We start from the raw sequence: 13,026 nt of genomic DNA, 5'->3' as shown, positions 1-13,026 counted from the left end.
AGAATTCGTGAAAAGATGATTAAAAAAATGTGAAAATATATTCAATAAACTTAAAGATGGATATTCAAATTATAGAGGACAAGCTATCAGTTTAGATGATACAGTAATTGATAAAATAGTGTCGAGAATAGAATAACTACCACCAATAATGTGTCATACATAATAGTGGAAAAGTAGTAACCTTCAAGGTTTGTGGCTCGCATCAACATCATCTCGGGTTGACAATGTATAGCTCCGAAGCCCGCTATTACTCATAACATTAAGCGTTAAAATCAGCTTGAAAAGCCATTTCAACTTATAACCAAACCATTAGAACTATTGAGTTGACAGGGGAGCCTTGTAAAAACATCAGTATTTCGCCTTTCAATCCAGCTATAATTTTACTCAACCACTGCTACTCTAATCGAAAAACCACCTTATGGTCAACAGTTTTACCCGATTCCGTATAATCCATGTCAGAATTTTTGCCCTTTCCGCTTGTGCTGAACATGCTTTCCGGCACGCCTTTTCTCAGCAAATAAGCTTTAATGGCATCGGCTCTTTTTTGGGTTAAGTCATTATGGTAAATGGTCACTATTTCTTCCGCAGATCCTGCTGCCGCTGCGAGGGTATCGTAGCGAATTTCAGGCAAATTATCAGCATACTGTTCCGACTCGGTGATGTTTTGCTGATATACCTCCAAATTAAAGTGGAATGAACGGTTTTGCTTCATCAACGAGATCAGTCTGTTCAGTTCTTCTTCAGTGCCAGCATCGAAGTCTGAGGATTGCTCTTTAAAAGTAGTGGAAAGTGGATATTGCTCACCGCTATGCAAAGTAGGCAATGTGATATCCTTCACCACTTTTTTAGAAGATTCCAATCCTTCTAAATCGAAAAACTCACTAAAATAGCCGAATCCGGATTCTTTAGTTTCGATTGAAAAATCAACCTGATGGCCCTCAGGTAAATAAACCCCAAAGGTTTTTTCCTCCGGGTCGAGGATTAGACGAGCCAGTTCTTCTCCGGTCTCAATATCCGTAGCCTTCACCAATGCCTTAGCAGGCAAGTTAGTGACGGTTCCTTCCAGGTAATACACCTTGGCTGGTTGAAACTCCTCCGGTACTTTCACCATATACAAGTCGTAGCCATTTTTATCTTCTTCATGGGTGTACACTACATCACCCAAAGCGGTAACACCAAGGTAGCGATCGTGTGCATCTGTGTTTAAAAAGTCCATAGCAACAGGCTTGCTCCAGCTATCGCCTTCCTTTCGGCTCATATAAAAATCGTAATCTCCACTGCTGTTCAGTGCCGCAAAATAAAGGGTTTTATTATCGGGTAAAATCACCGGATTCACAAAAGATGAAGACACCAGATCCAGCTCGATTTCCTGTGGCTCTTTCCAGTAGTTATTGCCTAAGTACTCAGCTGCAAAGAGTTTACAGTTGCCAGTATTGGGTTCCAGCGTTTCACAGCGACTGAAGTACAAAGTTTTGCCATCTGCTGAAAGCGTGGGATCCATCTCATGTAAGGTGGAGTTTAAAGGCTTGCCCGGGTTGACAAGAGCACTCCACTTACTGCCATCCCTTTGCTGAAATTGAATATCATAGCCACCAATTTTGGGTCCTTTTTTAGTGGAATAGATAAATTGCTGACCATCATATGAAAGGTTGTAGGCACCGAAAGGTATCATATCCTGATTGGGGATGTCCATAGCTTTCCCTGGTTTCCAGTTATTGCTGCCCATGGCGTAACTGATAAACAGTTCCGTTTCTCCTGACATCGTATTATCAGATAGATAAATGATGGTGCGGCCATCAGCTGTTAATTTGGGGGCATATTCATTATCACTGAAGCTGGAAACATTGGGCGGGAGCTTCCGCTTTTGTGCAATGGCTACCGTTGTAAAACTCAGTAAAAGCAATCCGATGACTATTTTTTGCATAATCTCATTAATTTCGAGTTAATATAAATAAAATAAAGTAGAAAGGAGAGTTGGAAACTACAGAGACTTGGACAGAATTTGATAAAAGTAAGCAGATTGGCATTAGCAAAGCTTTATACATAAGCTGCATCTTACAATTGAAAATAGCATTGAGACAGATTTTCAGGCAATGATATAGTATAGTGAAAAAGATAAAATAAATTATATTAGCTTTTCTTCTATATCAACATTACATATACTTGAATATTTATAGAGTTAAAAGCGCAATCAGATGTTTGTAAGGGTCTACAAATTGTATTGTTAGTAACCAACAATGTAATTATTAACTGAAAACCAGAAAGCGAAACCTTTATCTTAAATATTCCTTAAAAAATAAATATATTAAAGTATATTTTTCATTGAAATTGAATATGATTAAACAATTGGTCAACCCATTTATCCTTGCTTTAAAAGCCCGTAATCTCACAGTAGAAATTCACCATCATTCTGCTTTTCAAATGGTTTTGTCAAATGACTCACCATTTAATTCCACCATTAACGGGCAGCTGTGTGAGAAAATACATGGCTTCATCATCAAACCGCAGGTAAAACATCATTGCGTTGCAGAAGATGGAACTTTAAATGTGGTAAATATTGAACCTTATTCTTCTGTTGGATTAGAGCTATCTGGCAGGTTTCAGCCTAATGAGGATTATTTAGTCTTCAATTCGCCTTCCGAAACGAGTTCTTTCTTCTCTTTAGAAAAGGAAACCTATGATATTTATACCATTATTAACGCACTCCTTTCCCAAATCCCAACTTTAGATTACGATGAAAGGGTTTTACAAATTATAGAATACATTCATTCCAAGTACGCTAATCAGGGCATCACGCCCCAAACCTTTGCTGATATTGTCTATCTCTCCCCATCCAGATTAGCAGCTTTGTTTAAAGAACAAACCGGTAGTAGCCTATCAAAGTATTTATTATGGACCAGGTTGCGCCACGCAATCATTCTAACGCTAACCGAGAAAGATAGAAACCTAACTGATATTGCATATGCTACTGGATTCTATGATCAGTCACAGTTCAATAAATACATGTATGAGATGTTCGGTATGCCACCAAAAGCGCTAAAAATGAATAGCGATCTTATAGAGATTTACTAGTGAGAAGAAAAAATAAAACCCCAAAGTCGGCTATCTAAATATTGCTTTGGAGTTTTATTCAGTCAGTTGAAAATGATATTTACATCTCTTTTTCAAAAAATGGTTATTCATTTTTCCCATTACTTCTTCTATTCCTACCTCTCTCAGCTACTGGTATTCTTCGGGGGAAAGGTCTCCGGTAGTATAATGCGGTTGATTAGTAGGGAAATTGAGTATTCTCCAAAGAGCACTCAATTTCCTGAAATAATTAGCCTACAAACGCAGATTTATTTGCTTTGACCCAGCTTTCTACAGAAGTCATATTCACTGGCAGCTTTTCTAATATTCCCTCCATATTAGTGTTGTATTTCAGAGGATATTCCGTACTGTTTTGCAAACCTTCATAATAGGACGCAACACCTGCCGCGCCAGCTTCTCCAACAAATGGTTTTAACATTTCGCCAAATTCTTTTGCAGGCATAGGGTAATAACTTACTTCTTCACCCAGCCCTAAAGAGAATTGTTTGGCTAAATCATTCCCCTTGAGGTTATCCATTCCACTGATCTGGAAAGTATCTGCTTTCAAATCTGGGTTGTAAATGGCCTCTACGACAAATGCACTCACATCTCTGGAGGCTATCCAGCCTATAGGCATTGCTTCTGGAGTAGGATATGCTAACTTTTTCTCATTGATTACAAAGGGTGCACAAAAGGGCCCCATCATATTTTCCATATAGATGGTCGGTTCTATGATAACGAAATCAACTCCACTGTTTTGAAGGTGATCTCTAATATCGAGTTTGACATCTTCTCCGGGTATTCCTATTTTTTCAGGAGTTAACCAACCACTTGCATTCCACACGATTTTCTTTACACCATTCTTTTTGGATGCATCGATTACATTTTTAGCGTACTGCAGACCATCCAGTGGATTAGCCAGCGAAACAGGTATCAGTAAGGCCACAGCATCCATTCCCTTGGTAATTTCCATCATTTTTTCAGCCTTGGACATGTCACCCAACACCGGAGTGGCACCTGCCTGCTTTAATTTTTCTAAACTCTTTTCAGAACTCGTGGCAGCAAAAATATCTGCACCCTTTTTTTGAGCTTCACTAATTACATGAAATTGTTGCGAGCCTGTGGCTCCAAATACTAGAATCTTCATATTGATTTTTGAATAGTTAAAAACACCCCTTCCTCAGGGAGTAAATGTTTCTTAGTTTAATTCAGCCTATAATGATGCGCTGACTTTAAGTCCTTTTTTGATTAAAACTTGTACAAAGCTAGACGAATACTTACTTTTGTTCAAGTACTTACCAAAATGTTAGGTGCTTACTTATTGGTTAGATTAACTGATTATCAATGGAAAAAATTTTGAAAAAAAATGAATACTGTGGAGAAATCAATTGCCCGGTAAGAAGGACGCTAAGTCTTTTGGGTGGAAAATGGACACTGCTTATTCTATTTGAAATAGGGGAAAATGTGTTGAGATATGGGGAAATCAAGCGTAAGGTTATTGGGATTAGTGAGAAGATGTTGATTCAGGAACTAAACTACCTGGTTTAACACAAACTTGTGCACAAAAAAGCTTATCCAGAAATACCTCCTAGAGTAGAATATCGTTTAACAGCACTGGGGTTAAAGACCTTACCTATTGCACAAATACTTGGTGAATTTGGCCTGGAGAATCTTTCGGTAGAGTCTTAAATCCACACAATGACTTTACAGGTGAGTGGAGTATGGCTAATAGATGCGAAACTCCTTCTCTGTTTTAAAAGTAATGCGAAAGTTAAAAAACTTGATTACAGTAAATCCATAAAGAGCAGACCCTTGAAAACCATACATTTCAATAAGACCGAATGTGGTGTTGATTTTTTACTCAATGTCTTGAATGATGCTTGGGTGGCAGAGGCCTACATGCTATCCGAAACACACAATGCGGATTATTTTGAGATCATCGTTTTCAAAAAAGGAAATGGCTATGCATTCATTGACAATAGAAAAATCCTGATTAGGGACAACACCATTTTATTTGTCTCTCCCTATCAACTCAAAAAATGGGAAGTGGATTTGGCAGAATTGGAGTTCACTATTTTAATATTCAAGGAGGAGTTTCTGAATGATTTTTTTGCTGACAAGCTGTTCACTTACAAGCTGCTTTACTTTTATCAATATGACCACCCTCTCAAGCTAGATCTGGATACGGACAAAATACAGGGGCTCTGCAATATTCTGAGAGAGATAAAAACGGAATTGGTTGCTCCCAATATGGATAGTGCGCACATCATTCGTTCGCTGATCTATTATTTGCTACATCGGCTCAATAGGGATTATGCCCTGATCAATAATCTGCCCTTTCAGATTGAGACTTCCAACCATGCTTATGCTTTCAAAAAGCTACTGGAGCAACACATCAGAGAGAAGCAGCGCATAGAAGATTATAGTGAGTTAATGGGCATCAGCCGTATTACCCTAAATAAGGCGGTAAAAGCGCAATTCAACCAAACGGCCACCGATATTCTGAAAAACAGGCTGTTGACCGAGATCAAAAACGAGCTATTGTACTCTGGTAAAAGCATCAGCCAGATTGCCTTTGATTTGGGGTATTCTGAGCCCAATCATCTGATGCGTTTTTTTAAGAATCAGACGGGTGCTACCGCCACTGAATTTCAAGCCGCTTATCAAAATGGTAGTTTATCATAAGGAATAGGTAGAAAGCATACCTGGGCACCGCTGTACTTTTGTATCATAATCAAACGACATACAAAATGAAAGTACAATTGATAAGAAACGCCACGATGGTGGTGGAATATGCGGGAAAGAAAATGTTGGTAGACCCCATGTTTGCCAAAAAAGGAGCATTAGCCCGCGGCCCTATGCCGGCCAAAGACTGGAATTGGAAAAGAAACCCGAACAATGAGCTACCAATTTCTATCGAAGAGATCATCAAGGATATAGACTTTTTGTTCCTGACCCACTTGCACTTTGATCACTGGGACCAGGCAGCTGCCGATGCGCTACCTAAGGATATCAAAGTCTTTGTGCAGGATGAAAATGACAAAAAGGTCATCCGCAAGCAGGGATTCACCAATGTGGAAGTATTGGGTGAGCACTCAACATTTGGCGATATACAATTGAGCAGAACCAAAGCGCAGCATGGCAAAGGCTTTATCCTAAACCTAGCTGGTCAAGTGACGGGGATGGTCATGCGTCACCCATCAGAAAAAACGCTTTATATCGCTGGTGATACCGTATGGTATGATGAAGTCCAAAAGAGCATTGATAAATACGATCCGGAAGTGATCGTGGTAAATGGTGGAGATAACCGCTTCATTATTGGGGATCAGTTGGTGATGAACAAAGAGGATATTTATAGTACCCATCAGGCAGCACCTAAAGCTGAGATCATAGTGGTGCATATGGAAGGTGTATACCACAATACCCTCACGCGGAAAGAATTGAGACAATTTGTAGATCAAAAATCAATCAACGACAGCATTATCATTCCAGAGGACGGAGAAACCATTAGTATATCATGAAGAGCATACAAGAATTAAATAAGCAATTGGTGCGTGACTTTTACGCTGCTGTAGATCGGGAGGACTATGAGGCAGCGAGCACCTTCTTGCACAAAGATTTCACCTTTTATGTACAGGTAGATCATCCCATACCGGGAGCAGAAGGCTTTGTGGCCTCAGAGAAGAAAAATTTTGATGCCTTTGGGGAGTTTTCATTCCGAATAATAGACTTGATTGCAGAAGGCAATAAAGTAGCGGCCTATATGATTCATGAGGGCGTACATTCCAAAAATCCTTTGATGGGACTGGAGCCTAAGGGGAATCAAATTCGCTTTTCCTTGATGATGTGGTTGACAGTAGAAGATGGTAAGATTATCGAAAAGCGTGCGCATTTTGACCGAACAGATATTGAAGAGCAGGCTACTCTGTAATGCCGAAGACGTCCTTTCTGCAGGTGTTCTTCGAAAGCAATTAAAATGAATAATGATCTTATAGAAATTTACTAATGAGCAAAAATACAAAACCCCAGAGCCGGCTTCTAAATTCTGCTTTGGGATTTTATAGCTTTATTAAGACGATTAATACACCTCCTTTTCAAAAAAAGCGATGATTCATTTTTTACAAGACGGTGAATCAACCAAAATCAAATCTGCAAGCATAACAGTGATTTGATACAATTTTTCGGATACGCTGATATGCAGCTTTGTGATATCATTTTGAAACAATAAACAAAATATCATGAAAGCAATAGCATATCAAAAGTTTGGCAATACAGAAGTGTTACAAACAGTAAAAGAAACCAAACCTTCTATTCAACCCAATCAAGTGTTAATCAAGGTCAAAGCTGTTTCTATCAACCCGATGGATTGGAAAATCAGAAAGGGTGAAATGAAACTGATGTCTGGCTCCAAATTCCCTAAGCATACGGGGGCTGATTTTGCGGGCATAGTAGAAGCCGTTGGTCCAGAGGTTACACACCTCAAAAAAGGGGATGCTGTTTTTGGGGTCGTCAAAAACTTAATGAAAGAAGGTGCATTAGCCGAGTATGTTGCAGTAAGCGCCTCTTTGGTTTGGAAAAAGCCTGAACACATAAGTTTTGCACAGGCTGCGTCCATTCCTGTAGTAGGAACAGCTGCCGCAACTGCTCTGCAAAAAATGGGTACGATCAAGCCTCAAACGAAAATCCTAGTGAATGGCGCTACAGGTGGTTTTGGGATGTTTTTACTTCAACTGTTAAAGCAGAAAGGTGCAGATGTTACAGCCGTTAGCAGTACCAAAGGATTGGCATATGCTCAAAAATGGGGAGCTAGTAATGTCATAGACTACACCAAGGTAGATGTACTTGAAGAGTCGATCACCTATGACATAGTTGTTGATCTCTCCGGCAAAATGGGTTATGCCAATGCCAAACGAATAATGAAGCCCAAATCATTATTCTTAAACCCTATACCGCAGCCTATTGACATTCCTACTTCACTGATCAATAACCTGTTCACAGGTAAAAAACACGTGGTAATTCTATCCAGTCCATCATCTAAGATCATAGATACACTCCGTTCTGCAATCGACAAGGACTTGCAAATAGAAGTGAACAAGGTGTTTCCTTTTGAGCAAACCATGGAAGCCTACCAATATGCTGAAAAGGGTGGTTATGTCGGCAAGATAGTAGTTGAAATCGGCTAAGAGCTATCACAAAACAGTGGTATGACATAAGTATTCAAGCTTGTGGCAAACCACCTTTTCCTCACAGATAAAAATCAAAGAACATGATAACCAAGATTGACAATACCATCAAATATGGTAAGCAACAAGGTGGATTTGGGATACAAATTTTGTATCCCGGTCTTATCCGCCCGCAACTAAACGATACAGGTTTTGCTACCATTGGCCGAATAGACCAGGCCAATATTACCCCAGGAACATTGATCCCCATGCACCCTCATCAGGATGATGAAATACTTACTTATTTGCGAAGTGGGCAAGTAAACCACCTGGACTCAGAAAGGTTCACTGACATCATCTCCAATCAGAAACTCATGATGATGAATGCAGGAGCACGCTTCTATCATGAAGAGAAAACCCTGATAGAAGGAGGTACATTGGAGGGTTTGCAAATCTTCATCAGACCGGAAACGGAAGGGTTAAAGCCCCAGGTACAATTTCATGACCTAGAGGAAGTCTACAGCCTCAATCGGTGGCGAAAAATTGCAGGTAGAGGTGAGGACTATCCGCTCCAAATAAGGAGCAATACCTGGCTGATGGACACACGCCTGGAGCAAGACCATCAAATAGAATTACCGAATGACAATTCCTACAACATCGCCTCCTTATTCTATCTGATGAAGGGGAAAATACAGGTCAATGAAAACACCATTATTACCTCAGGGGAAAGTGTTTTGATCGAAAATGAAAATCCTGTTTTCAAGGCTTTAGAAACAAGCGACATAGTACTCTTTACCACACAAACGGACTCTGTATATTTTGAAAAAGGCATGTATAGTGGCAATCAGAAGCAGTTGACGAACAAAGGTCAGTGATCTGATACAAGTTTATGGATCCACCACTATGCACCTTTGTCTTATAATTAATCAAAAACAATTTAAAGAATACCAAATGAAAAAGAAGATAGTAATACTCGGAGCTACAGGAACAGTAGGTAGCAAAATTTCAGAAATCCTTTTGAATGAAGGACATCAGGTAACTGTAATGGCTCGACATACAGAAAAACTGGAAAAATTTAAAAATATGGGTGCGGAGGTAATTAGTGGTGATGTCACTGATGTAAAAACCCTTACCAATGCATTCAAAAATGCAGATAGTGCTTTCCTAATTTTGCCTGACAACCCAAAAGCAGAAAACACCAGGGCGTACCAACGTCAGGTAACCAGCAACTACATTCAGGCCATCGAGAAATCAGGCATCAAATACATCGTCAACATGAGCAGTCTGGGTTCTCACATGCACGAAGGTAATGGCATGATGGGTGGCACCGGAGAGCAGGAAGTTCGACTCAATCAATTAGAAAATGTAAACGTGGTACACATTCGCTCTGCCTACTTCATGGAAAACTGGTTAAGGATTATTGGTTTGGTTAAAGCCAAGGGAATAGCCGGTACAGCAGCTGATGGAGACACCGCCATTCCGATGGTGGCTACCCAGGATGTAGCCAAAGTAGCAGCGGCACATTTATCAAATCTCGACTTTACAGGCAAAAGTGTTCATGCTGTTATGGGCCCAAGAGATTATACTTACAAGGAATTCACTAACATCATCGGTCAGACTATAGGCAAGCCGGAATTACCCTATGTGCAAATTCCGGTAGAACAAGCCAAACAAATCTTTATGGGCAATGGATTTTCAGAGGATTTTGTAGACAACCTATTGGGAATGGCAGTGGCCATTAAGGATGGCATCTTTAACTATCAGAAACGAGATGCATCCACTACCACAGACACCACAGCAGAGCAGTTCATCGATGAAGTGTATCTCCCAATATTTAATCAGCAACAATCTCAGTGATCTGATACAAGTTTAAGGCGATCCATAATATCAACTTTACATCATTATTAATTCAAAAAGGAAAAGCAATTCGAAATGAAACTATTAGAGAAAACACAGTTAGGAAATCTAACGCTAAAAAACAAAATGGTCATGTCTGCCATGACCAGAAGCCGTGCCGATCTCAACGGAGTAGTTGGTGACATGACGGTTGAGTACTATACACAAAGAGTTAGTGCTGGATTGATCATCACAGAAGCAATTAACATTAGTGAAGAAGCGATAGGCAGTCCGTTGACCCCTGGTATTTATACTCAGGAGCAAATCGATGCATGGAGGAAAGTGACAGAGGCAGTTCATGCGCAGGGAGGTAAAATCATCGCTCAGCTTTGGCATACAGGACGAGTGGGGCATTCTGTGGATAGAAACGGAAAACTACCTCTGGCACCTTCTGCGGTGGCGATTAAAGGAATGCAGCATTTTACCTCACAAGGCCTGAAGGATTATGAAACGCCTCGGGAAATAACGATTGAGGAGATCAAGCAAACGGTAAAAGATTATGGACAAGCTGCTAAGAATGGCATAGCAGCTGGATTTGATGGTGTGGAGCTTCATGCGGCCAATGGGTATTTACCCAATCAGTTCCTGGCAGAGAGTGCCAACCAAAGAACCGATGAGTACGGTGGAAGTTTTGAAAACAAAGCAAGGTTCGTTTTAGAAATCATGCAGGAATTAATAGCAGCAGTGGGTAGTGATAAAGTAGGTATCAAAATTTCAGCATACCACCCATACGGAGATATATTTTATGACGACCCTGAGGGCACATACAAGTATCTGATTGATGAACTAAATAGACTGGATTTTGCCTTTGTGGAACTCATGAAAATGAATCCTTTCTTCCCTCCTCCAGCTCAATATCCAACAGCGGATGAAGTAGAAATGTATGGTAGCAGAATAAACAAACCTGTGATCGCAAACACAGGATACAACAAAGATTCAGCTGAAGAGGAAATAGAGAAAGGAATCGCCCAATTAGTCTCCTTCGGCACCCTATTCTTAGCCAATCCCGATCTGCCAAAGCGATTCGAATTAGGTGCTGAGCTGAATGAGCCAGACAGGGCTACCATGTTCGGTGGCGGAGCTCAAGGTTATATTGATTACCCATTATTAAATAAATAAAAAACTATAACAATTAGAAAAAATGAAAGCTATATTAAAAACCGTAGTGATGTTGATAATAATTCAACTCACTCACACAGCAACAAATGCACAGACAATTGCAGACAGTACAATGCAAAAAATCTACGGCTTCAGGGCTTTTTACGAAACCCTGGGTAAAGAATACCCTGAGGATAGTACAGTAAACATAAATGAATCAACCATAGCAGGAGTAAAAACATATTGGCTAAACGAAAGCCTTATCAATCAAAAAGAGATCATAGTCTACTTACATGGCGGTGTTTATACTTACGGAACCTTCACCGCTTATAAGGCCATGCTGACTCATCTATCCAAATCGTTGAATAAAGCCATATTATATATTGAGTATTCTTTGTCTCCCGAGCATCCCTTTCCTACAGCAAACAATGAGGTCTTAGCTGTTTATAGGGAATTGAAAAAGAAATATCCAAACTATAAAATATCCGTCATTGGTGACAGTGCAGGTGGTGGACTGGCGATATCTCTGGTAAATGACGTACAGAAAGCAGGAATCGAAGCACCCTCCAAATTGGTCCTAATTTCTCCCTGGATTGATTTAAAAGGTGATAATGAGTCTTACATTACGAAAAAAGAGGTGGATCCGATTCTGAGTAAGGAGTTTCTATACAGTCATGCGTTAATGTATGCTTCAAACAATATCGCTCAGGCAGACCCCAGTGAAATTAAGTTCACAAAATTTCCGCCGGTGTTCCTGTTGGTGGGTACTGATGAGGTGCTCAATGACGATTCTAAAAATTTATACCGCTCTATAAAACCAATACAAGCCAAAGCTAAATTTAAAGAGTTTGAAGGGCAGAAACACGTTTGGGTGTTTTCCCATATCGATACTCCTGCATCTGTTGAAGCCATTGGTGATATTAAGGAATTTATATCAGCTAATTGAACTCATACAGGGACACGGGTATGGTCAACTGAGCCATTAGAGATTGAACTAAAAATAGGTGGTATTAAATCCACCTATTTTTTTGTCTATTCAGCTATCAAAATAATTAGAGAGTTTAGGTTTAAACTTTTTCCGATTTATGGCAGCAGGACATGCAACTTAGGCTGGAAAAGTGGTGAATTCAAGTCTGGGGCTTTTAAGTAAGTTTGTTGTAATCTGACATGAATGTGCTTCGAAGCTCACCACAAGTTAAGTGCTATACACCTTGCAATCAAAAGTTTGTAAATTTTTTAATACCAATATCTTTTAACGCGATCCACCTGCTTTTTAGTCTATTTATATCTATGCTTCCAACCCATCCAGCCATTCCCTTGCGCTTTCTACAGAAGGCAAAACTTTGTAAATAGTAGGCTGGTTTTGAAAAGAAAGAATGAATCTAAGAACAGCTCGCATAGGGATACCAGGAACTACATAGGCGGTTCCTTTGCAGTAAGTTTTGATCATCACCCAATGCTTTTCAATCCAGAATTTCTGCTCTTTTTGATGCTTAAGTTTTGGAATGATAGCTTTTGAGGCATCAAATATTAATCCAATGGTTACTCTTTCTTCATAACAAGATTCTAGCTCGGACAGATATTCCTTAAAGGCTTCGTCTGTATCTTTATTTCCTGTGAAAGTGATAATAATGGCAGAAGGATCAGTTTTATTGATAGTTGCATACTTGGGTAATTTCATAGGTGGCTTTACGAGGATGAGGTCCGGGCTCAAATTTACAAAAAATGTTAGCTCCCAATTTGAAAGCTTTCTTATTAATGTTTCAACATTAATCACTTAGCATCTCACCCTGTTTTAACT

Annotated in this window: 12 protein-coding genes and 1 pseudogene; 10 read left to right on the top strand and 3 right to left on the bottom strand. The window is 39.7% G+C overall.

The window, feature by feature from the left end:
* Nucleotides 1-394 precede the first annotated feature (394 nt).
* Nucleotides 395-1,924, bottom strand: a complete 1,530-nt coding sequence (locus IEV85_RS21400; protein ID WP_188467316.1) for an OmpA family protein — start codon at nucleotides 1,922-1,924, stop codon at nucleotides 395-397.
* 410 nt (nucleotides 1,925-2,334) lie between these two features.
* Between IEV85_RS21400 and IEV85_RS21395 the strand changes: the two genes are divergently transcribed.
* Nucleotides 2,335-3,072, top strand: coding sequence for a helix-turn-helix domain-containing protein (locus tag IEV85_RS21395; RefSeq protein WP_188467315.1), 738 nt, complete (start codon nucleotides 2,335-2,337; stop codon nucleotides 3,070-3,072).
* Between the two features lie 247 nt (nucleotides 3,073-3,319).
* On the opposite strand, the gene IEV85_RS21390 is transcribed toward IEV85_RS21395, so the two are convergent.
* On the bottom strand, nucleotides 3,320-4,216 hold the full coding sequence (locus IEV85_RS21390; RefSeq protein ID WP_188467314.1) for an SDR family oxidoreductase: 897 nt from the start codon (nucleotides 4,214-4,216) through the stop codon (nucleotides 3,320-3,322).
* Between the two features lie 197 nt (nucleotides 4,217-4,413).
* Between IEV85_RS21390 and IEV85_RS21385 the strand changes: the two are divergent.
* The 9 genes and pseudogenes from IEV85_RS21385 to IEV85_RS21345 all read left to right on the top strand — a co-directional run bounded on the left by IEV85_RS21385 (nucleotide 4,414) and on the right by IEV85_RS21345 (nucleotide 12,171).
* Nucleotides 4,414-4,758: pseudogene (locus IEV85_RS21385) on the top strand (winged helix-turn-helix transcriptional regulator).
* Between the two features lie 9 nt (nucleotides 4,759-4,767).
* Nucleotides 4,768-5,754 carry a helix-turn-helix domain-containing protein gene (locus IEV85_RS21380; protein ID WP_188467313.1) on the top strand — a complete coding sequence of 329 codons (987 nt, stop codon included), beginning with the start codon at nucleotides 4,768-4,770 and terminating at the stop codon, nucleotides 5,752-5,754.
* A 65-nt stretch (nucleotides 5,755-5,819) separates the two neighbouring features.
* Nucleotides 5,820-6,590 carry an MBL fold metallo-hydrolase gene (locus IEV85_RS21375; RefSeq protein ID WP_188467312.1) on the top strand — a complete coding sequence of 257 codons (771 nt, stop codon included), beginning with the start codon at nucleotides 5,820-5,822 and terminating at the stop codon, nucleotides 6,588-6,590.
* The gene (locus tag IEV85_RS21370; protein WP_188467311.1) at nucleotides 6,587-7,000 is read left to right on the top strand and encodes an ester cyclase; all 414 of its coding nucleotides are present in this window, start codon (nucleotides 6,587-6,589) and stop codon (nucleotides 6,998-7,000) included. The genes IEV85_RS21375 and IEV85_RS21370 overlap by 4 nt, the downstream gene beginning before the upstream one ends.
* Nucleotides 7,001-7,307: 307 nt before the next feature.
* Nucleotides 7,308-8,252, top strand: a complete 945-nt coding sequence (locus tag IEV85_RS21365; protein ID WP_188467310.1) for an NAD(P)-dependent alcohol dehydrogenase — start codon at nucleotides 7,308-7,310, stop codon at nucleotides 8,250-8,252.
* Nucleotides 8,253-8,335: 83 nt separating this feature from the next.
* Nucleotides 8,336-9,106, top strand: coding sequence for a pirin family protein (locus tag IEV85_RS21360; RefSeq protein ID WP_188467309.1), 771 nt, complete (start codon nucleotides 8,336-8,338; stop codon nucleotides 9,104-9,106).
* 76 nt (nucleotides 9,107-9,182) lie between these two features.
* On the top strand, nucleotides 9,183-10,088 hold the full coding sequence (locus IEV85_RS21355; protein ID WP_188467308.1) for an NmrA family NAD(P)-binding protein: 906 nt from the start codon (nucleotides 9,183-9,185) through the stop codon (nucleotides 10,086-10,088).
* A 75-nt stretch (nucleotides 10,089-10,163) separates the two neighbouring features.
* Nucleotides 10,164-11,246, top strand: a complete 1,083-nt coding sequence (locus IEV85_RS21350; RefSeq protein ID WP_188467307.1) for an alkene reductase — start codon at nucleotides 10,164-10,166, stop codon at nucleotides 11,244-11,246.
* Nucleotides 11,247-11,295: 49 nt separating this feature from the next.
* Nucleotides 11,296-12,171 (top strand): alpha/beta hydrolase fold domain-containing protein, encoded by an 876-nt coding sequence (locus IEV85_RS21345; protein ID WP_229712684.1) that lies wholly within the window; start codon nucleotides 11,296-11,298, stop codon nucleotides 12,169-12,171.
* Nucleotides 12,172-12,513: 342 nt separating this feature from the next.
* Here the strand turns inward: IEV85_RS21345 and IEV85_RS21340 are convergent, their stop codons facing one another.
* Nucleotides 12,514-12,906: an STAS/SEC14 domain-containing protein gene (locus tag IEV85_RS21340; RefSeq protein ID WP_188467305.1), complete on the bottom strand. Its 393-nt coding sequence runs from the start codon at nucleotides 12,904-12,906 to the stop codon at nucleotides 12,514-12,516.
* Nucleotides 12,907-13,026 lie beyond the last annotated feature (120 nt).

It is taken from the genome of Marivirga lumbricoides (genome assembly GCF_014636295.1).
Lineage (GTDB): Bacteria > Bacteroidota > Bacteroidia > Cytophagales > Cyclobacteriaceae > Marivirga > Marivirga lumbricoides.
Note: the sequence above shows the minus strand (reverse complement) of the source record. Positions and strands in the feature narration are given on the sequence as shown.

Excerpts from the sequence above, each read along its gene's own strand:
- IEV85_RS21395 (WP_188467315.1), top strand. The coding sequence starts at position 2,335 with ATGATTAAACAATTGGTCAACCCATTTATCCTTGCTTTAAAAGCCCGT.
- IEV85_RS21360 (WP_188467309.1), top strand. The coding sequence starts at position 8,336 with ATGATAACCAAGATTGACAATACCATCAAATATGGTAAGCAACAAGGT.
- IEV85_RS21370 (WP_188467311.1), top strand. The coding sequence starts at position 6,587 with ATGAAGAGCATACAAGAATTAAATAAGCAATTGGTGCGTGACTTTTAC.
- IEV85_RS21390 (WP_188467314.1), bottom strand. The coding sequence starts at position 4,216 with ATGAAGATTCTAGTATTTGGAGCCACAGGCTCGCAACAATTTCATGTA.
- IEV85_RS21350 (WP_188467307.1), top strand. The coding sequence starts at position 10,164 with ATGAAACTATTAGAGAAAACACAGTTAGGAAATCTAACGCTAAAAAAC.
- IEV85_RS21400 (WP_188467316.1), bottom strand. The coding sequence starts at position 1,924 with ATGCAAAAAATAGTCATCGGATTGCTTTTACTGAGTTTTACAACGGTA.
- IEV85_RS21375 (WP_188467312.1), top strand. The coding sequence starts at position 5,820 with ATGAAAGTACAATTGATAAGAAACGCCACGATGGTGGTGGAATATGCG.
- IEV85_RS21340 (WP_188467305.1), bottom strand. The coding sequence starts at position 12,906 with ATGAAATTACCCAAGTATGCAACTATCAATAAAACTGATCCTTCTGCC.
- IEV85_RS21365 (WP_188467310.1), top strand. The coding sequence starts at position 7,308 with ATGAAAGCAATAGCATATCAAAAGTTTGGCAATACAGAAGTGTTACAA.
- IEV85_RS21345 (WP_229712684.1), top strand. The coding sequence starts at position 11,296 with ATGTTGATAATAATTCAACTCACTCACACAGCAACAAATGCACAGACA.
- IEV85_RS21380 (WP_188467313.1), top strand. The coding sequence starts at position 4,768 with ATGACTTTACAGGTGAGTGGAGTATGGCTAATAGATGCGAAACTCCTT.
- IEV85_RS21355 (WP_188467308.1), top strand. The coding sequence starts at position 9,183 with ATGAAAAAGAAGATAGTAATACTCGGAGCTACAGGAACAGTAGGTAGC.